Here is a 16,824-nt window from a genome sequence, read left to right as displayed (position 1 = left end):
CCCCAGATACAAAAACCCACAACACGCGTTGTGGGTTTTTTGTTTTATATGAAATAGATGCACTTACCTTTCAAAATTGTAAGTTTCTCGTCATGCCGGTGATGCCTCTGCGTTGCTAAAGTTACGCCCGAGATGATTTGAATTTGAGAGGTTCCTATGAAAAAGCTAATTGTTGCTGCTGCACTTGTTATGTTCTCGATGGCTTCGCAGGCTTATACTTACTCTGAAAGCAAGCAGCTGCAATACATCAAGGAGCATCAGACTGCTGTAGCGAACTATGCCGAGAGAAATGGCAAACCGATGCCGGAGATCCAGGACTACAATTACGGCATGAAGATCGATGTTGCGAAATTCGTGCGTCAGTCCCAAGACCCGCGTACCTGCCAAGTTTACCCGCGATTGATGACCTTCGAGGACTCTCAGGGTACGCTTAAGACGGTTCGCTACTCCATGTACTCGCAATGCATCAACAACAAGTAGTAATTGCTGTGAGTAGAATACTTAGAGAATTCATAAATGCCAGGCAGTGCCTGGCATTTTTTATTGAGCTCGATGAACGTCATTTAGGCTAGATGCCTTAATGACTGCCCCTGGGTTAGCTGTGAAATAAATCTCAACTACACAACAGTAATGTCTTTCAACTGCATAGAGCAGTTTATAGTCTTGCCCCCCAGAAGGGACGAGTTATGAAAAGTTCGCTTGAACGCCCAGATGACCAAGCAGAGCATGAAGGGCTGAGCCATGAGCACGACGGCATCTTTGGCATGAACACCGAGCTGGTTTTCGCGCTGATCTGTGGTGCCCTGCTCGGAGCCGGAGCGCTCGCAGGAAAACTAGGGCTGATCGACTGGCTGCCGCTGGTTCTGTACCTGTCTCGGCGTTGCTCCTGTCCGGTCGGATCAATGAGGTTGGCCGAAGGATCACTAGGGCGCTGCCGCGAGCGTTGATACTGCCAATCATCGGCGTCGACATCATCTATGCCGGGGTGTTGATGCAGAGGCCTCAGAACCAGCGAGATGTCGTTCAGGCCTGGTTGAATGTGCTCAATCGGCCCCTCTGATCTACCCTGGTCGCCGCTCGAATTCCTCGGAGTTCTACAGCAGCGGGAAGTCCGAAAACATCCAGTACCCAGCAAAGTGGCCTCGTGACAGCTCATTCTACCTGTCCCGGCGCTTACTCGACAGCAATGCTGAGCTGCCTGCCAACCTGGGCTGTGTCGAGATCACCGAAGCGAACGCCAGTCAGCTGTTGCTGTGCCGTTGGAAAGACGCCAAGCAAGGTACCGAAGGTCTGGTCGGAGAAAGTAATGCGGAAACGCCTCGAACAAACGAAGGTTAAATGCCAGACACAAAAAAGCCAGGTTTTACCCTGGCTTTTTTGTCGATTGCTTTCGTCATTTGAAGTCCTATTTAACCGCCGTTTAGTTATCGGCTTGTTCCTTACCATCCTTGCTTTCTTTCTTTTGCTCTTGAGCGACTTGTTGTTTGTTCTGGTCCGAAGAATCGTCGCTCCATAAGCGAGCCTGTTCATTTCGGAAGTTTTCCTGGAACTGTTTCGCTCGCTCGTAACCACCTTCAGCGTAAGCGGTACCCACGAGACCAAGCAGCAGGCTGCCAATAGCGATAGATTTGACAAATTTCATTGTGTGCCTCGGTTCTTACTAGGCCTGCCTGACTGACGGCCTTTGTTGGTTTGTAGTTTAGGATCGCGAAGCTAACGACAAGGTGAGTTAATAATTACAATTCCGTAATTTAGGCGGCTGGCCGGATGCGCCCAATCTGCAAATCTGGAAGGATCATGTCTATCTCGCTTGTGTCGAGGCTGACTTCAAACTGTTCCGTAAATTACATTTTTGATATCTAACAAAATAAAACCGTGCGCCGTCACCGGCCGCTCTAGGAGATAGCCATGAATGACATAGAGCCTTGGTCAGTTGCCGTCGGTGACTTCCGCCGAAGCACTGAAAAACTCACTGTTCAGCTCGATGAGCTGGCCTCCCAGACCAGGGCCTGCAACGCTGTTCTGGAAAAGTCGAACGAGCTGGTGGAGGAGGTTGACCTTGTCAGTCGGCAGATTCAGGAGGAGGTACGAAAGGCTGAGAAAGCCTGGTCCAATGCCGAAGAGGTCGCCATACGCGCTGCGGCAGAGGCATATTCCGCTGCCGCTCGTGGAGTCGAGACCGCCATCCAACCGCTGATTTCGGAGCTTACTGCCGCGACAAAATTAGCGGATGCCTCGATCCTGGAGCTAAAGCGGGCACCGGTGCTGGCCAAACGTTATGTCATGGTGGTGGCGACAGCATTCTTCATCCTGGCACTGATCTGTGTGTACTCGACCATGCAGTTCATTGAGGCCGCCGGCAGTGTGAGCGCTCAGGAAAAAGTGAATGCCCAATTCTTCTCCCACCTGTGGAGAAACGCCAACCCAGAAGAGCAAAAGATCATAAAGTCGGTAATTCTGCGGTCACCTATGGACCCTGTGGTGCTTAGGCACTGAGGCATTGCATAGACAAAAGGCCCGTCGATTGACGGGCCTTTTCAAGTGGGCGCGCTTCAAGCAGCGGTCTTTGCCGACTGCTTTAGCTGGGCTTCGGGAAAGTGAAGGTGGAACCAGGTGAAATTTTCCTCGGTCACTTCCACGCTCGCCGAGCCTTGATGCAGGCTCATGATCGACTGCACGATGGCAAGGCCAAGACCGGTCCCCCCTTCGCTTCGTGCTCGACTCTTATCTACGCGGTAGAACCGTTCAAACAAATGCGCATGGTGTTCCTTGGCGATCCCGCGGCCCGGGTTGCCGACGCTCAAGGTCGTGCCGCTACCACCGCGTTGCACTTTCACGTAGACCGTGCGACCGCGAGGGCAGTAGCGAATCGCATTTGACACCAGGTTCGAGACGGCTCGTTGAATCATCAGGCGGTTACCGCGCACCACGTCATCACTGCCAGAGATCTGCAGCTGGATCTCGCCATCCTCTGCCGAAATGCTGAAGAGATCACACACCCGCTGAACTTCATCGACCAGGGACACAGGTTCGAACTCCACCATGGATGCCGGATGACTGACCTGAGCGAGGAACAGCATGTCGGAAACCATGCGGCTCATGCGGTCCAGCTCTTCTGTGCACGACTCCAGCACTTCCCTGTACTCGGGAAGCGATCGCTCTCTGGTCAGTGCAACTTGGGCTTTACCCATCAGGTTGGATAGCGGCGCTCGCAGTTCGTGAGCAAGATCGTCAGAAAACTGCGAGAGCTGCTGAACCCCGTCATCCAGGCGAGCCAGCATGATGTTGATACCGTCGGCGAGCTCTTTGAGTTCTGCTGGCATCCCATTAGTCGGCAGACGATGGTCAAGACTCTCGGTGGAGATCTTCGAGGCGACTTTCAGGAACTTGGTCAGAGGCAGCAGACCTCTGCGTACGGTCCACCAGCCGATTGCGAGGATCAGCGCGATGATGAGCGGGGAAATCATCAGGGCCCAGGTGAGCAATGCATCAAGCAGCGCTTCATTGGACGACTGGTCCATAGTCATGTACACGCTGACTTCGGTTCCGTCGCCCAAATTCATGGTGCGAGAAGCTGTCAGCAAGGGGCGGTCCTGGGTGTCGCGCCACTCATGTTCCTTCGGCTGTGCGGATGGTTGAAACTTGTGCACCTCCACGTTGACCTGCTTCGAGCCAATCGAGAGCAGGGGCGTTTCACTCTGCGCCGACTCGAAAATGCTGACGTACAGGTTGTTGTGGCCCATCACCAGATCCACAAGCTGATGTGCGTCTGCGTTGACGCCTGAGATGTCGGAAATCATGGACAGGTTGTGAGCCATGCCCGCCATCTTCACTTCCAGGTCACTGCGAGCATTACGCTCTAGCGCCTGGCCTACCATCAGATACCCGAAGGTGGCGAACAGAAGCAGCAACGCTGCGCTCATCAACCCCACCTTTAATCCCAGCTTTGCAGCCAGGCTGAATGGCCTCATGCGCGTTCCTCAAAAACGTACCCTACGCCACGAAGCGTGTGAATGAGCTTGGTTTCAAACGGGTCATCGATCTTCGAGCGAAGGCGCCGGATAGCGACATCGATGACGTTGGTATCGCAGTCAAAATTCATGTCCCAGACCAACGAAATGATCTGGGAACGAGTCAACGCTTCGCCCGTCCTGCTCATAAGCAGGTGCAGGAGCGAAAATTCCTTGGTGGTAAGGTCGATGCGTGTGCCAGCGCGGAAAACCCGATGGCGCACTGAGTCGAGTTCCAAGTCGGCAATTTTCAGCGAACTCTTCTCGACTAATTCATCACCACGCCGCTGCAGCGAACGGATTCGAGCGAGCAGCTCCGGGAATTCGAAGGGTTTGACAAGGTAATCGTCGGCTCCGCCATCCAAGCCTTTGAGCTTGTCGTTGATGCGACCACGAGCGGTCAGCATGATGATGCGGACCCGGCTGGTTTTCCTGATGGTTTCCAAAAGGTCCCAACCGTCGATGCCAGGAAGGTTTACGTCCAGCAGAACCAACGAATAGACGTTAGTATTGAACAAGTGCAGGGCGTCAACACCATTGTGCACGATATCTACGACATACCCGCTTTCGGATAGGCCCTGCTGAAGATATTCGGCAGTTTTAATTTCGTCTTCCACAACTAGAACGCGCATAACTTATCTCAAGGTGTGAGGAAGGAATTGGCCTAATCCGCCAAGACTGTGGTTGCAGGCAGTTTGAAGGTTCGGCTGAGTGCATGACATCTGGTAGTCGCTACCTCTGTCCATACGCCGGGGTCACCTGAGGACGCTTGAATCTTAACGCGAAGACGCTGGCCGCGGCGAAATCCTACAAATTTGTAATGTAGCCGCAAGATTGCTGACAGTCATGACGGCTTTCCCTACTGAGCTTAGCGGATTCTGTGGCTTGCAGCGGTTATCAGTCCTCAGGACTGACAGGAGGATTCGGCCGAGAGGGGTGGCGTTTCTGCCAAGCTGCTCAGCATTTATGGCGTTCAATCCTACAAGCTCAAGCTCCGAGTGGTAGCAAGCCACCGATCGTTCGCCCCTTTGATAACGGGCTTAAACCGGCCAGCATGCATGGCTTTTCATCTTAATTGGGCAAGAATAATTACTTTACAATCTATTACATGTCCAAATTGTAATTTCACAATCATCTTGTCGTTAGCCGCTTTTGCTAGTTTAAGAACAGCACACAGGCAGCGCTGCTTTGGGCCAGTCTCATCTGAAGCAGCATGGCGGGAGTAACGATACCCTGCTCACGCCAATGCATTCACCTTGGAACCATACGCTCCTTTGGTAAGGTGAATTTTAGCGCCCCGCCATGGGCGCTTTTTTATTAATGGACTTCTCATGAAAACAACTATATCGGCTATTGCCGCGTTCATGCTTTTCTCTGCACTGTCGACAAATGCCCAAAGTAGCGTTCAGATCAACGACGATCTTGAGCAGTCTGCCAGGAAGGCTACAGAACGCTATGCACAGAGCGTGAAGAAACCCATGCCCGAGCTTGAAGATTACGCATACGGTATGGATTTGGACGTTGGCAAGTTGGTGTACGTCTCGCCTAGCGTGCGGTACTGCGGGAATGTGAGAAGCATGATGACTTACGAGGATTCCAAGGGCGAACTGCACATGGTTCGCTACCTCGTGAAAGGTGAGTGCATCAACAGCCGGTAAGCGGTGACCGAGTGCTTTCCTCTACACCCGACTCAAAGCAACTCGATGCCCAATCGCCTTAGAAGTAGGGCAAATCCTCCGAAGCTCGCCATGGTGATGAGGATGCTGGAGATAAGTGTTGGCCAGAATCCCAACTTGGGCAGCAGTGCCGGAAACGCGATAAACATCGGCAGCGTTGGAATCACATACCAGAACGTGTACCAGGCATGATTGGAAATCTTCTCCATGCTCTGGTTCTCCAAGTAGAGCCAGATGAGCGTCAAGACGGTGACCAATGGCAGGGCGGCAACCAAGCCGCCCAGCTTGTCACTGCGCTTTGCCAGCTCAGACACGATAATCACTATCGCGGCAGTGACCAGGTACTTCGTAATGATCCAAGCCATCGCTGAACCTACTTGAGCTAGTGGAGTGGATCTCCTGGGATCATTCGCCAGGCACTCACGACGTGCTTCTGCTGTCGCCTATCCATCCTTACCTTTCCTCGACAACACCCCCCCGACGTTGGCGGCGGTGTGTTGATCAGGTGTCTACCGGCCGATCAATGCGACGGCGACGGAACGTTCTCGTGGAAAGCTGCGCGCTCGATCTGAATGGTGCAGTGATGGATTTCGAACGCGTCGCTGACTGCATCCACGACGGCCGCTAGCACAGCATCTCCATCTGCTGCGTCTCGGACGACCACGTGCGACGTCATCACGTTGCTTCCGCTGCTGACGGCCCAAACGTGCAAGTCATGGACATCCGTGACGCCGTCGACCTTGAGGATCGTGGCCTCGATTGCCGCCACGTTGAGTCCCCGGGGTACACCTTCCATAAGAATTCCCAAGCTCTCTCGAAGCAATTGCCAAGTCCGCGGCAATACCCAAAGGCCGATCGCTACGGCGACAACCGTGTCGACCCAGGTCCAGCCGGTAAAGCGGATAATGAGGGCGGCGATGATCACACCCAACGATCCGAGCATGTCGCTCCAGACTTCGAGGTAGGCGCCTTTGACGTTGAGGCTCTCGTTGCTGGCAGATGCCAGCAGTCGCATTGAAATCAGGTTGATGATCAGGCCGGCAATCGCGATCCACATCATTGTCCCGGTGGCGATCTCCGCTGGCATGAAGAAGCGCTGGTAGGCCTCGTACAAGATGTACATCGCCACCAGGAAGAGCAGCACGGCGTTGAACGTGGAGGCTAGGATCTCCAACCGCGCATAGCCAAAGGTTCTTTTCTGATCCGCCGGCCGCTTGGCGATCTGAAGCGCAATCAACGAAATTGCCAAAGCGGCGGTGTCGGTGAACATGTGAGACGCATCCGACAGCAACGCCAGGCTGCCGGTAATCCATGCGCCGATCACTTCAGCGATCATGAAGCTACCGGTCAGGACCAATGCCATGACTAGTTTCTTCTGATGCCCCTCACGAAGCGCGGCACTGCCATGATCATGATTCGATCCCACGTATTTCTCCTTGCACAGGGTAGTGGTCGCGTTGGATTTCCAGTGTGGCCATGCGCTAATGGGTGGCTTGGCCGCACTGGCTGCAGAATTTTGCTCCTGCTGTCAGGGATGAGCCGCAGGCCGTGCAACCACTCGATAGTGGTGTTCCGCAGTTTAGACAAAAGCGTGCGGACGGGGCGTTTGCGGTCCGGCAGTGCCTGCAAGTCTGCAGATCTTTGATTGGGGCTTGAGCTATTACGCGACCATCCTCAATCACCCGGTCATTACTGTCGCAGGATTGCTGCTGCTCGAAGCGACCATGCCGGTCATGTCGATCACTCCCGTGCCCACTACCGTGATGCTTGCCACCGCCGTGGTTGCCACGGCCGTGGTGGCCGCCCAATAAATTTTTGAGAAAACTCATGGTATTCGTCCCTCATCGATAGGTGACATCAGCACGAGCAAAAGGTGAAAGAAGTGTTCTGCTCGTTAGAATGACTTTTAAGTTAAAGTAAAAGTTCAAAATTAGCGTACGACAAAACGAAGCTGGTTTGTTTATGAAATTTAATTTAATTCGCCAGATGGCATTGACTACTCAAAGAGTCGGACCTGTCCGATTTTTTATCATAGCCTGAGCATTTACAATCGAAAAAGTCATTATCGCGATTCTGTCAGCATTGTAATCGCGAAGTCATCATGACGTTATCGTGTGGCGGAAATAATGCGCCTAGCGAGAGCTAATTTCTCATTTAATCCTATGCCTCACACATCCTAAGCGTCCTCAGGCTAAGGGGATCAAGGTCTCTGGCGCTCTGTGCGGCCTGATTCGCTCAGTGTCTGTCGATGGCTTGCCGTTTAGCTCCCGACTATTCATAACCAGCGCCATGGATGAGCAGCTCCCTAGAGTTTGATAATGACACCTTCTAAATCCATTGTTCACATCCTGTTAAGTAAATGGATCCATGCTATTCGCAAAGTTAGACAGGAAGGCATCAGCACCAATTTACTCATCGCGCTAGTAACTTTTTGGTTGTTGTTGTTCGCGAACGCTGAGCTTTGGCGTGTGCTCTGGCGCCTGGCATTCAACACTGATGAAGTTAACTGGTTGCTCGCCGCCAGCCTGCCAGTCGTAGTGTTCGTTTGGGTGTTCACCGTACTTAGCTTGCTGTCATGGTCAAGACTCGCAAAACCTCTGCTGTGCCTGGTGCTGATCAGCGCGTCGTTCGCCAGCTACTTCATGAGTGCTTACGGCATCGTCATTGATTACACGATGTTCACCAACGTCGTGGAGACCGACGTCGGTGAGGTGTCCGAGCTACTGAACTGGAAACTTGGCCTCTGGGTGGCAATGGTAGGGGTATTGCCCGTCTACCTGATCTGTCTGGTGCCCCTGCGACGCAAGCCCTGGACCAAAGCGTTGGGTAGCAGACTCATCGTCCTGTCGCTCGCACTGGTAACCCTTGCTGGTATCGTGCTGAGCCAGTACCAGTCTTATGCCTCCCTCCTACGCAACAATCGGGAGATCCGGCTCATTCTGGTTCCCACCAATTTGTTTGCTGCCGGTCATGGTTACCTGAAACGCAAGCTGGCCACACCGAAAGCGCTGACCTCCATCGGTACCGACGCCGTGGTGACCAGGCAGGGAGCGGCTCGCAAACCCAAGCTGCTGGTACTGGCAGTGGGGGAAACCGCACGTTCCGCCAACTTCTCCCTGAATGGCTACTCCCGCGATACGAATCCAGAGCTGGAAAAGCGCAATGTCATCAGCTTCTCGAATGTGAGCTCGTGCGGCACTGCCACTGCGGTTTCCCTGCCATGCATGTTCTTGGACGTCGGGAGGGATGAGTACAAGGACGGCTTGGCCAAGAGCCGAGAAGGGCTGCTCGATGTGCTTCAGCGGGCAGGCATCAGTGTCATGTGGACTGATAACAATTCGGGCTGCAAAGGGGTCTGTGATCGGGTGCCAAACCACAAGGCTACCCAACACGCAGATGCTCAACTGTGTACCAGCGACGAGTGCAAGGACGGGGTGCTGCTTTCGGAGATGGAGGACTTCATCAAGCGTCAGGAAGGCGATGCAGTCCTGGTGCTCCACTACAAAGGTAGTCACGGCCCGGCCTACTACAAGCGCTACCCCCCGCAGTTCAAGAAATTCGGGCCGGTCTGCGAGACCAATGAGCTCGACAAATGTAAGCAGCAGGAGGTGATCAATGCCTACGACAATTCGATCCTCTACACCGACTACGTGACGGCCGGGCTGATCGACATCCTGGCTGCGAATACCAAATTCGACACTGCGCTCATGTACGTCTCAGATCACGGAGAGTCACTGGGAGAGGGTGGCCTGTATCTGCATGGGCTGCCCTATGCGATGGCCCCGGACGAGCAAACCAAGGTGCCAATGGTGCTCTGGATGTCTGACTCTATCGCGAAGAGCGAACGGCTCAATATGGGCTGCCTGAAAGCTCAAGCAGGTTCGCCATTGAGTCATGACAACCTGTTCCACACCGTACTCGGGATGATGAACGTCCAGACATCCTCGTATCGCTCAGCTCTTGATTTTACTGCCCCTTGCAAGACTTTGACCGGAAGCACCTACTCAGGCCTCTAATGCTGCAACGGGCTGAACACGTGAGGTCGATAGCGATTCCACATCGAGCTGCTTTGACAGCAGCCAGAAGCTCGACTAACTACATAGCAGTACTCAACAACCCAAGCGGAAAAGGAAATTTGCATGAGCATCAAGCCAGGCCCTAAACGCACCAACGAAGATGGCACTCCGGACAAGAGGCAGCGGGTCACGCCTGAGAAGCAGAAGGATCACCCAGACCTGAAACCCCACAAGCATAAAAAGGGGGAGTAGGGCAGAAAAGCAGCTCTTCGGAGCTGCTTTTTTATCTGCAGACAGTGTCCTGAAAAGCTCTCTAGCCCAGGAATGTCAGGCATGAAAGGACGGCTGAAGCCACCTGATGCCACTACCACAGCACGCGTAGTGAAATTCGCTCCGTTGGCGGTGCGAACCTCAAATGCCTTGCCCTTCTGTACGACCGCCACCACTCGGGTACCGCCCTGAAAAGGGAGCTGAAACTCGGCGGCGTATGCCTCCAGGTACTGCACCACTTCATTTCGCACCGGGTAGTCCTTGGGATCGCCAAGAAACGCTCGCCCCGGCAGCGCTGAGTACTCCGATGGTGAGAACAACTGCAAGCTTTCGTAGTAGTTACGCCAGTTACCGCCCGGGGATGTCTGCTCATCCAAGATGAGGTAATCCAAGCCGTGCTGCTGTAAATGCCAGCCAGTCGCCAAACCTGCTTGCCCACCACCGATAACGACCACATCCAGAACGCGATCCAACTCATTCATATATGCGCACTCATACATATTTAAAGGCAAAAAAAGGCCGGACTACGGACAGCAGATCGATACTAGACCTTTGGTTCGCTGGAGCAGGCCCTCCAGTCGCTCGACGATCGACCCACCATTTACTTCATAGAACACCTGCCGACCCACCTTGGTGGCCTTCACGATCTTGGCGTCATGCAATACCTGCAGGTGCCTGGAGATCACCGAGCGCTCCTGTGGCAGCTCTTTGGCGATTTCGCCGACATCCGCCCGGCCGAGCAAAAGTACGCGCTTGAAAACCGCGACTCTGGAAGGCTCGCAAAGCGCTTTGAAGAAGGTCTCGTCTAGCGACTCGATGGCGGCTTCGATGGCTTGAGCACGGAGATTTTGGTTGGTCGTCATGCAGCCAATATATGTGCATGAACGCGCACATGTAAAGCCACCCATCATCGAGGGGTTGCGACACATTCGAAAAATCGTATATTCGAAAAACCATATGCACTCAGGGTACCAAGTGATGACTGGCAAGACCCGCGTTCTGTTTGTTTGCACCGCAAACGCCGCTCGCTCCCAGCTCGCCGAAGCTTTGCTCCGGCACACAGACCCTGTGCATTTCGAAGCTTTTAGCGCAGGTACCCAGCCTGGCCAAGTCGATCCGCGCACCTATGACGCCCTCGAATATCTCGATATCGATACCAAGGCTCTACGCAGCAAGTCCATCGACGAGTTTGCAGGGGAACGGTTCGACTACTTGATTACGCTCTGCGACAAGGCAGCCCATGAGTGCCTTACTTTGCCTGCCCTCGGCGAGGTTCTGGCGTGGAACTTCGAAGACCCTGTTACCAGTGACCAACACGATGCCTTCCGACGCACGCTTCACGAGATTCATGAGCGCATCAAAATGTTCGTCCTCGTGAAAACTAAACACTGAGAATTGCTATGACTGACTCGCTGACACCTACCAAGGTTTTCAAATGCCTCGCCGACGAGAACCGCATTCGGATGATGCTGCTGATCGCTCGCGAGGAAGAACTCTGCGTCTGTGAACTGACCTGCGCGCTGGAAGAAAGCCAGCCCAAGGTTTCCCGCCACCTGGCGCAACTGCGCACGTGTGACCTGCTGGAAGACCGGCGTCAGGGCCAGTGGGTTTATTACCGCCTGCATCCATCGCTTCCCGGCTGGGTACGTGAGGTCCTGGCGATGACGCTGGAGGCCAACCGCGAATGGCTGAGTGCTAGCACTAAACGACTGGACACAATGGGTGACCGCCCTCAACGCGTCGCCTCCTGCTGCTGATCATTGCCGAGAAAAACCGATGAAAGTTCTGTTCCTCTGCACCGCCAATAGCTGCCGCAGCATCCTCTCCGAGGCTGTTTTCAATCATCTGGCCCCGGCCGGCATGAAGGCCTACAGCGCCGGCAGCCAGCCAAAGGGTGATGTGCACCCGCTGTCCATCACCGCGCTGCAGCGTGCTGGTATCTCCACCGAGGGCCTCAGCAGCAAGTCAAGTGACGCGCATGCCGAGCTGGCACCGGACTTTGTCATCACCGTCTGCGACAAGGCCGCTGGCGAAGCCTGCCCCGTGTTCTTCGGACCAGCAGTGAAAGCCCACTGGGGGCTTTCTGACCCTTCTGACCAGCAGGGCAACACCGCCGAACTGGACGCAGCGTTCGACGTCACGCTTGAGCAGATCAAACGACGCCTCAATGCATTCCTCGCGCTGCCTTTCGAACAATTGGATGCCGCCCAGCTTAAGGCCGAGCTGGCCCGTATCGGAACGCTCTGACGTTTAGGGAGATCCACCATGAGCAAAAGCCGACTTTCCTTTCTAGACCGCTACCTGACGGTGTGGATCTTTCTGGCCATGGGCCTGGGCATTGGTCTGGGCAGCCTGTTCCAGGGATTGCCTGCGTGGCTGAATAGCCTGTCGGTAGGCTCGACAAACATCCCCATCGCCATTGGCCTCATCGTAATGATGTACCCACCTCTGGCGAAGGTGAAATACGAGGAGTTGCCACAGGTATTCAAGGACAAGCGCATCCTTGCCCTGTCGCTGATCCAGAACTGGGTGATCGGCCCGGTCCTGATGTTCGGGCTGGCCGTTGTCTTCCTTTCCGACAAGCCTGAGTACATGACCGGCCTGATCCTCATCGGCTTGGCACGCTGCATCGCCATGGTGCTGGTGTGGAACCAGATCGCCGGTGGCAACAACCAGTACGTGGCGGGTCTGGTCGCCTTCAACAGCATTTTCCAGATCCTGTTCTTTAGCGTGTACGCCTGGATCTTCCTGGGGCTGTTGCCGCCGCTGTTTGGCCTTGAAGGTAGCGTCATTGAGACCAGCTTCCTCGATATCGCCCAATCGGTGCTGATCTACCTGGGCATCCCGTTCCTGGCTGGTTTCCTGACCCGCAAGATCCTGATCAGCAGCAAGGGCGAGACCTGGTACCAGGAGCGATTCATCCCGAAGATCAGCCCGCTGACCCTTGTGGCGTTGCTGCTGACCATCGTCGCCATGTTCAGCCTGAAAGGCGACATGGTGCTGCAACTGCCGCTGGATGTGCTGCGCATCGCTATCCCGCTGACCATCTACTTCGTGGTGATGTTCTTCATCAGCTTCTGGATGGGCAAGCTGTTGGAAGCTGACTACCCACGTACCACGGCGCTGGCGTTCACTGCAGCGAGCAACAATTTCGAACTGGCCATTGCCGTGGCCATCGCCACCTTCGGCCTTGCCTCGCCGGTCGCGTTTGCCACCGTCATCGGGCCCTTGGTGGAAGTGCCGGTACTGATCTCCCTGGTGGGCGTGGCCTTGTGGCTCAAGCGCCGCTGGTTCGATCAGCCATCTGGCGCCTTGACTCAGGAGTAAATCATGACCGAACACCATATCCCGAATATCGACAACGATCTGGTCGACCTGCCGACAGCAGACAAACTGGCAGTCGAGCAAAAGTCCACCCATAACCCTCGCATCCTGCTGCTGTACGGATCGACCCGCGAACGCTCGTTCAGCCGCCTGCTGACGGAAGAAGCGGCACGCCTGCTGGAGCACTTCGGTGCCGAGACGCGGATCTTCAATCCGACCGGGCTGCCACTGGCGGATGACGTGCCCGATGACCACCCCATAGTCAAGGAGCTGCGCGACCTGGTGCTGTGGTCGGAAGGCATGGTCTGGTGCTCGCCAGAGCGCCACGGCGCGATGACTGGCGTGTTCAAGTCGCAGATCGACTGGATTCCACTGAGCATGGGCGCCGTGCGCCCCACTCAAGGCAAAACCCTCGCGGTGATGCAGGTCTGCGGCGGCTCGCAGTCTTTCAACGTGGTCAACCAGCTGCGCGTCCTCGGCCGCTGGATGCGCATGTTCACCATCCCTAACCAGTCGTCCGTGCCGAAGGCCTATCTGGAATTCGACGAGGCGGGTCGCATGAAACCCTCTTCGTACTACGACCGTGTTGTCGACGTAATGGAGGAGCTGGTGAAGTTCACCCTGCTGCTTCGTGATCGCTCCGACTACCTGGTCGATCGCTACTCCGAACGTAAAGAGTCGGCTGAAGAACTATCCAAGCGTGTCAATCAACGATCCATTTGAGGCTTTGTGAGCATGCAATTGCACCCGTATTCAGTATTGGCTAATTCCGAACTGGTCGGCCAGCTGATCTTCACTCCGTGCCCTGGTACCAAGGACACCTCGGTATCTCAGGCGCTGGCAACGCTACGCGAAGCTGGGGCGAGCGCGCTGGTGACCCTGATGCCAAGTGAAGAACTGCTGCAGAACGAGATCGATCTGCTCCCCGAGGAGTGCCAACTGCTGGGCCTCGAATGGTTCCACCTGCCGGTCGAGGACGACGAAGCACCCGGTGAGCCGTTTGCTGCCGCCTGGAACACTCACCGGGACCGCCTGAAAGAGCTGGTGATGACCGGTAAGACGATCGCCATTCACTGCAAGGGCGGCTCTGGACGCACGGGCCTATTTGCGGCCTGCCTGATGATCGAGTGCGGCATTCCTGTGCAGGAAGCCGTTGCTCAGGTCCAGGCCCTGCGCCCACGTGCGATTCAGAACCCTGCACACGTTGAGTACATCAACCAGTTCTCCAACACCCTCTGACTTTTCTCTAATCGCGATGCGAGACCAAGAACATGGCTATCAAAGTAGGTATCAATGGGTTTGGCCGTATTGGTCGCTTGGCGCTTCGCGCGTCCTGGGACTGGCCGGAATTCGAGTTTGTGCAGATCAATGACCCGGCCGGTGACGCCGAGACCCATGCCCATCTGATCAACTTCGATTCGATCCACGGACGCTGGCACCGTGAAGCCCGCGCAGAAGGCGACTCGGTAGTGATCGAGGGCAAGCGCATCAAGGTCACTGCGAACAAGAGCATCGCAGACACCGACTGGTCGGGCTGCGACCTGGTCATCGAGGCCAGCGGCAAGATGAAGTCGGTAGCTGTGCTCCAGGCCTATCTGGATCAGGGCGTCAAACGTGTGGTCGTCTGCGCTCCAGTGAAGGAGAAAGGCGCACTGAACGTGGTGATGGGCGTCAACCAGCACCAGTTCGACCCGGCGCAGCACCGTATCGTGACCGCCGCTTCCTGCACCACTAACTGCCTGGCCCCGGTGGTCAAGGTGATTCACGAGAACCTTGGCATCCGCCATGGCTCGATCACCACCATTCACGACCTCACCAATACCCAGAGCATTCTGGATACACCGCACAAGGACCTGCGTCGCGCCCGAGCCTCGGGCATGAGCCTAATCCCGACCACCACGGGATCTGCCACCGCAATCGCCGAGATCTTCCCCGAGCTGCGCGGCAAGCTGAATGGTCACGCTGTACGTGTACCACTGGCCAACGCCTCGCTGACCGACTGCGTGTTCGAAGTGGAACGTGAGACAACGGCTGAAGAGGTCAACGCGCTGCTGAAAGCCGCAGCCGAAGGACCGCTGAAGGACATCCTGGGCTACGAAGAACGCCCCTTGGTGTCCATCGACTACCGCACAGATCCGCGGTCCTCAATCATCGATGCGCTGTCCACCCTCGTAGTCAACGGTACCCAAGTGAAGATCTACGCCTGGTACGACAACGAGTGGGGCTACGCCAACCGTGCGGTTGAACTGGCACGCCTGGTCGGCGCAGCGGAGTAAATGGCGATCATGAAGGCGTTGTCAGCCTTGTCTGCGGAAGTGCGTCAGTACCTGCTGGTTACCGGCAATTACTGGGCCTTCACCCTCACCGACGGCGCATTGCGCATGTTGGTGGTACTGCACTTCCATTCACTGGGCTACACGCCGCTGCAGATCGCGGCGCTGTTCCTGTTCTACGAAGTGTTCGGTGTGATCACCAACCTCGTGGGCGGCTACCTCGGCGCCCGCCTGGGGCTCAACCGCACCATGAACATCGGCCTTGGCATGCAGGTCGTCGCCCTGCTTATGCTCACGGTACCAGCAGCATCGCTGACGGTGCCGTGGGTGATGGCCGCCCAGGCGCTCTCCGGCATCGCCAAGGACCTGAACAAGATGAGCGCCAAGAGCTCCATCAAGCTCCTGGTACCGGACAGCCAGCAAGGCACCCTCTACAAATGGGTGGCCATCCTAACGGGCTCGAAAAACGCCCTCAAAGGTGTGGGTTTCTTCCTCGGGGGAGCATTGCTAGCGCTGCTCGGTTTCACCCTGGCGGTGCTGGCCATGGCAGCAGCCTTGGCCCTCATTTGGATCTGCAGCTTGATCCTGCTGAAAAAGGACTTGGGCAAAGCCAAGGCCAAACCGAAGTTCCGCGACATGCTGTCCAAGAGCCGGGCGATCAACATTCTCTCGGCCGCACGGCTGTTTTTGTTCGGTGCGCGGGATGTCTGGTTTGTTGTGGCACTGCCGGTATACCTGAGCTCTACGTTTGGCTGGGACTTCTGGCTGGTCGGCGGTTTCTTGGCCGCGTGGGTCATCGGCTACGGCATCGTCCAGTCGTTTGCTCCACATATCACCGGTAAGAAGCGCGGACATGTCCCCGATGGTCGAGCAGCCTTCATCTGGGCAATCGCCCTGGCCGGGCTGCCTGCGCTCATTGCCGTGGGCCTGGCGGCAGGCTGGTCAGCGCAGGTAGTCTTGCTCGGCGGGTTGATGCTGTTCGGCGTGCTGTTCGCCGTGAACTCATCGCTGCACAGCTACCTGATCGTCAGTTACGCCAAGGAAGACGGCGTGTCCTTGGATGTGGGCTTCTACTACATGTCCAACGCCCTCGGGCGCTTGGTCGGCACGCTGCTGTCAGGTTGGGTATTCCAAGCCTATGGGTTGGAAGCTTGTTTGTGGGTCTCCAGCATCCTCGTATTGGCTGCCGCGCTCATCTCGATCGCACTGCCCAGGCACAGCGAAATGGCACAGCAGACGCACTGATCCGTGAGGA

At 55.7% G+C, this 16,824-nt stretch carries 21 protein-coding genes and 2 pseudogenes; 15 read left to right on the top strand and 8 right to left on the bottom strand.

All coding sequences use genetic code 11. The annotated features are described in order from the left end of the window. Positions 1-156 precede the first annotated feature (156 nt). The 3 genes and pseudogenes from ACF8Q6_RS21595 to ACF8Q6_RS21585 all read left to right on the top strand — a co-directional run. The gene (locus tag ACF8Q6_RS21595; protein WP_013974877.1) at positions 157-480 is read left to right on the top strand and encodes a DUF2790 domain-containing protein; all 324 of its coding nucleotides are present in this window, start codon (positions 157-159) and stop codon (positions 478-480) included. A 206-nt stretch (positions 481-686) separates the two neighbouring features. Next, positions 687-875: pseudogene (locus tag ACF8Q6_RS21590) on the top strand (hypothetical protein); the annotation flags it as partial. Further along, a pseudogene (locus tag ACF8Q6_RS21585) lies at positions 863-1,338 on the top strand (phospholipid carrier-dependent glycosyltransferase); the annotation flags it as partial. The pseudogenes ACF8Q6_RS21590 and ACF8Q6_RS21585, both read left to right, overlap by 13 nt. A gap of 82 nt (positions 1,339-1,420) precedes the next feature. Here the strand turns inward: ACF8Q6_RS21585 and ACF8Q6_RS21580 are convergent. Then, positions 1,421-1,642, bottom strand: coding sequence for a hypothetical protein (locus ACF8Q6_RS21580; protein ID WP_013974874.1), 222 nt, complete (start codon positions 1,640-1,642; stop codon positions 1,421-1,423). Positions 1,643-1,908: 266 nt separating this feature from the next. On the opposite strand from ACF8Q6_RS21580, the gene ACF8Q6_RS21575 reads away from it, so the two are divergent. Then, positions 1,909-2,496, top strand: a complete 588-nt coding sequence (locus ACF8Q6_RS21575; RefSeq protein WP_324737251.1) for a hypothetical protein — start codon at positions 1,909-1,911, stop codon at positions 2,494-2,496. Positions 2,497-2,552: 56 nt separating this feature from the next. On the opposite strand, the gene ACF8Q6_RS21570 is transcribed toward ACF8Q6_RS21575, so the two are convergent. After that, positions 2,553-3,971: a heavy metal sensor histidine kinase gene (locus tag ACF8Q6_RS21570; RefSeq protein WP_013974872.1), complete on the bottom strand. Its 1,419-nt coding sequence runs from the start codon at positions 3,969-3,971 to the stop codon at positions 2,553-2,555. Beyond that, entirely contained in the window at positions 3,968-4,642 is a 675-nt protein-coding gene (locus ACF8Q6_RS21565) for a heavy metal response regulator transcription factor (RefSeq protein WP_094010859.1), read from the bottom strand. Before ACF8Q6_RS21565 ends, ACF8Q6_RS21570 begins: the two co-directional genes overlap by 4 nt. A gap of 699 nt (positions 4,643-5,341) precedes the next feature. Here ACF8Q6_RS21565 and ACF8Q6_RS21560 point away from each other — a divergent pair. After that, positions 5,342-5,668, top strand: a complete 327-nt coding sequence (locus tag ACF8Q6_RS21560; RefSeq protein WP_013974870.1) for a DUF2790 domain-containing protein — start codon at positions 5,342-5,344, stop codon at positions 5,666-5,668. Positions 5,669-5,700: 32 nt separating this feature from the next. Here the strand turns inward: ACF8Q6_RS21560 and ACF8Q6_RS21555 are convergent, their stop codons facing one another. The 3 genes from ACF8Q6_RS21555 to ACF8Q6_RS21545 form a co-directional block, all read right to left on the bottom strand. Next, entirely contained in the window at positions 5,701-6,051 is a 351-nt protein-coding gene (locus ACF8Q6_RS21555; RefSeq protein ID WP_044047185.1) for a DUF3147 family protein, read from the bottom strand. A gap of 155 nt (positions 6,052-6,206) precedes the next feature. Further along, positions 6,207-7,112 (bottom strand): cation diffusion facilitator family transporter, encoded by a 906-nt coding sequence (locus ACF8Q6_RS21550; RefSeq protein WP_225789572.1) that lies wholly within the window; start codon positions 7,110-7,112, stop codon positions 6,207-6,209. A 55-nt stretch (positions 7,113-7,167) separates the two neighbouring features. After that, positions 7,168-7,368: a zinc ribbon domain-containing protein gene (locus ACF8Q6_RS21545; RefSeq protein ID WP_224459391.1), complete on the bottom strand. Its 201-nt coding sequence runs from the start codon at positions 7,366-7,368 to the stop codon at positions 7,168-7,170. On the opposite strand from ACF8Q6_RS21545, the gene ACF8Q6_RS21540 reads away from it, so the two are divergent. Both ACF8Q6_RS21540 and ACF8Q6_RS21535 read left to right on the top strand, forming a co-directional pair. Further along, on the top strand, positions 7,306-7,497 hold the full coding sequence (locus tag ACF8Q6_RS21540) for a hypothetical protein (RefSeq protein ID WP_044047183.1): 192 nt from the start codon (positions 7,306-7,308) through the stop codon (positions 7,495-7,497). The genes ACF8Q6_RS21545 and ACF8Q6_RS21540 overlap by 63 nt on opposite strands. Positions 7,498-8,004: 507 nt before the next feature. After that, positions 8,005-9,702 carry a phosphoethanolamine--lipid A transferase gene (locus ACF8Q6_RS21535; protein ID WP_324737250.1) on the top strand — a complete coding sequence of 566 codons (1,698 nt, stop codon included), beginning with the start codon at positions 8,005-8,007 and terminating at the stop codon, positions 9,700-9,702. Positions 9,703-9,911: 209 nt separating this feature from the next. Here the strand turns inward: ACF8Q6_RS21535 and ACF8Q6_RS21530 are convergent, their stop codons facing one another. Together ACF8Q6_RS21530 and ACF8Q6_RS21525 are read right to left on the bottom strand one after the other, a co-directional pair. Further along, positions 9,912-10,454: an NAD(P)/FAD-dependent oxidoreductase gene (locus tag ACF8Q6_RS21530; protein ID WP_231386153.1), complete on the bottom strand. Its 543-nt coding sequence runs from the start codon at positions 10,452-10,454 to the stop codon at positions 9,912-9,914. A 42-nt stretch (positions 10,455-10,496) separates the two neighbouring features. Further along, the gene (locus tag ACF8Q6_RS21525; protein ID WP_013974863.1) at positions 10,497-10,835 is read right to left on the bottom strand and encodes a helix-turn-helix transcriptional regulator; all 339 of its coding nucleotides are present in this window, start codon (positions 10,833-10,835) and stop codon (positions 10,497-10,499) included. Between the two features lie 115 nt (positions 10,836-10,950). Here ACF8Q6_RS21525 and ACF8Q6_RS21520 point away from each other — a divergent pair, with 115 nt between their 5' ends. Genes ACF8Q6_RS21520 through arsJ form a run of 8 tightly spaced genes read left to right on the top strand, consistent with a single transcriptional unit; the run spans position 10,951 to position 16,814 of the window. Next, positions 10,951-11,364 (top strand): arsenate reductase ArsC, encoded by a 414-nt coding sequence (locus ACF8Q6_RS21520; RefSeq protein WP_289805267.1) that lies wholly within the window; start codon positions 10,951-10,953, stop codon positions 11,362-11,364. Positions 11,365-11,372: 8 nt separating this feature from the next. Next, entirely contained in the window at positions 11,373-11,729 is a 357-nt protein-coding gene (locus ACF8Q6_RS21515) for a metalloregulator ArsR/SmtB family transcription factor (RefSeq protein ID WP_324737249.1), read from the top strand. Between the two features lie 19 nt (positions 11,730-11,748). Continuing rightward, on the top strand, positions 11,749-12,219 hold the full coding sequence (locus ACF8Q6_RS21510; protein WP_044047179.1) for an arsenate reductase ArsC: 471 nt from the start codon (positions 11,749-11,751) through the stop codon (positions 12,217-12,219). 18 nt (positions 12,220-12,237) lie between these two features. Next, positions 12,238-13,299, top strand: coding sequence for an ACR3 family arsenite efflux transporter (gene arsB, locus ACF8Q6_RS21505; RefSeq protein WP_054912979.1), 1,062 nt, complete (start codon positions 12,238-12,240; stop codon positions 13,297-13,299). A 3-nt stretch (positions 13,300-13,302) separates the two neighbouring features. Next, complete coding sequence (gene arsH / locus ACF8Q6_RS21500; RefSeq protein ID WP_013974858.1) at positions 13,303-14,019, top strand: arsenical resistance protein ArsH; 717 nt, start codon at positions 13,303-13,305, stop codon at positions 14,017-14,019. Between the two features lie 12 nt (positions 14,020-14,031). Continuing rightward, positions 14,032-14,535 (top strand): cyclin-dependent kinase inhibitor 3 family protein, encoded by a 504-nt coding sequence (locus ACF8Q6_RS21495; protein WP_324737248.1) that lies wholly within the window; start codon positions 14,032-14,034, stop codon positions 14,533-14,535. A gap of 32 nt (positions 14,536-14,567) precedes the next feature. Further along, positions 14,568-15,572 (top strand): ArsJ-associated glyceraldehyde-3-phosphate dehydrogenase, encoded by a 1,005-nt coding sequence (locus tag ACF8Q6_RS21490; RefSeq protein WP_039582316.1) that lies wholly within the window; start codon positions 14,568-14,570, stop codon positions 15,570-15,572. A gap of 9 nt (positions 15,573-15,581) precedes the next feature. After that, positions 15,582-16,814 carry an organoarsenical effux MFS transporter ArsJ gene (gene arsJ, locus ACF8Q6_RS21485; RefSeq protein WP_104887857.1) on the top strand — a complete coding sequence of 411 codons (1,233 nt, stop codon included), beginning with the start codon at positions 15,582-15,584 and terminating at the stop codon, positions 16,812-16,814. The last annotated feature ends 10 nt before the right edge of the window (positions 16,815-16,824 follow it).

Source organism: Pseudomonas sp. GLN_2 (assembly GCF_043106005.1).
Lineage (GTDB): Bacteria > Pseudomonadota > Gammaproteobacteria > Pseudomonadales > Pseudomonadaceae > Aquipseudomonas > Aquipseudomonas alloputida.
This window is presented reverse-complemented; position numbering and strand designations above follow the sequence as displayed.

Bases quoted from the DNA above. Each gene is read 5' to 3' on its own strand.
- ACF8Q6_RS21515 (WP_324737249.1), top strand. From the start codon at position 11,373: ATGACTGACTCGCTGACACCTACCAAGGTTTTCAAATGCCTCGCCGAC.
- arsB (WP_054912979.1), top strand. From the start codon at position 12,238: ATGAGCAAAAGCCGACTTTCCTTTCTAGACCGCTACCTGACGGTGTGG.
- ACF8Q6_RS21580 (WP_013974874.1), bottom strand. From the start codon at position 1,642: ATGAAATTTGTCAAATCTATCGCTATTGGCAGCCTGCTGCTTGGTCTC.
- ACF8Q6_RS21530 (WP_231386153.1), bottom strand. From the start codon at position 10,454: ATGAATGAGTTGGATCGCGTTCTGGATGTGGTCGTTATCGGTGGTGGG.
- ACF8Q6_RS21525 (WP_013974863.1), bottom strand. From the start codon at position 10,835: ATGACGACCAACCAAAATCTCCGTGCTCAAGCCATCGAAGCCGCCATC.
- arsH (WP_013974858.1), top strand. From the start codon at position 13,303: ATGACCGAACACCATATCCCGAATATCGACAACGATCTGGTCGACCTG.
- ACF8Q6_RS21560 (WP_013974870.1), top strand. From the start codon at position 5,342: ATGAAAACAACTATATCGGCTATTGCCGCGTTCATGCTTTTCTCTGCA.
- arsJ (WP_104887857.1), top strand. From the start codon at position 15,582: ATGAAGGCGTTGTCAGCCTTGTCTGCGGAAGTGCGTCAGTACCTGCTG.
- ACF8Q6_RS21535 (WP_324737250.1), top strand. From the start codon at position 8,005: ATGACACCTTCTAAATCCATTGTTCACATCCTGTTAAGTAAATGGATC.
- ACF8Q6_RS21495 (WP_324737248.1), top strand. From the start codon at position 14,032: ATGCAATTGCACCCGTATTCAGTATTGGCTAATTCCGAACTGGTCGGC.
- ACF8Q6_RS21490 (WP_039582316.1), top strand. From the start codon at position 14,568: ATGGCTATCAAAGTAGGTATCAATGGGTTTGGCCGTATTGGTCGCTTG.
- ACF8Q6_RS21570 (WP_013974872.1), bottom strand. From the start codon at position 3,971: ATGAGGCCATTCAGCCTGGCTGCAAAGCTGGGATTAAAGGTGGGGTTG.
- ACF8Q6_RS21565 (WP_094010859.1), bottom strand. From the start codon at position 4,642: ATGCGCGTTCTAGTTGTGGAAGACGAAATTAAAACTGCCGAATATCTT.
- ACF8Q6_RS21595 (WP_013974877.1), top strand. From the start codon at position 157: ATGAAAAAGCTAATTGTTGCTGCTGCACTTGTTATGTTCTCGATGGCT.
- ACF8Q6_RS21555 (WP_044047185.1), bottom strand. From the start codon at position 6,051: ATGGCTTGGATCATTACGAAGTACCTGGTCACTGCCGCGATAGTGATT.
- ACF8Q6_RS21520 (WP_289805267.1), top strand. From the start codon at position 10,951: ATGACTGGCAAGACCCGCGTTCTGTTTGTTTGCACCGCAAACGCCGCT.
- ACF8Q6_RS21510 (WP_044047179.1), top strand. From the start codon at position 11,749: ATGAAAGTTCTGTTCCTCTGCACCGCCAATAGCTGCCGCAGCATCCTC.
- ACF8Q6_RS21575 (WP_324737251.1), top strand. From the start codon at position 1,909: ATGAATGACATAGAGCCTTGGTCAGTTGCCGTCGGTGACTTCCGCCGA.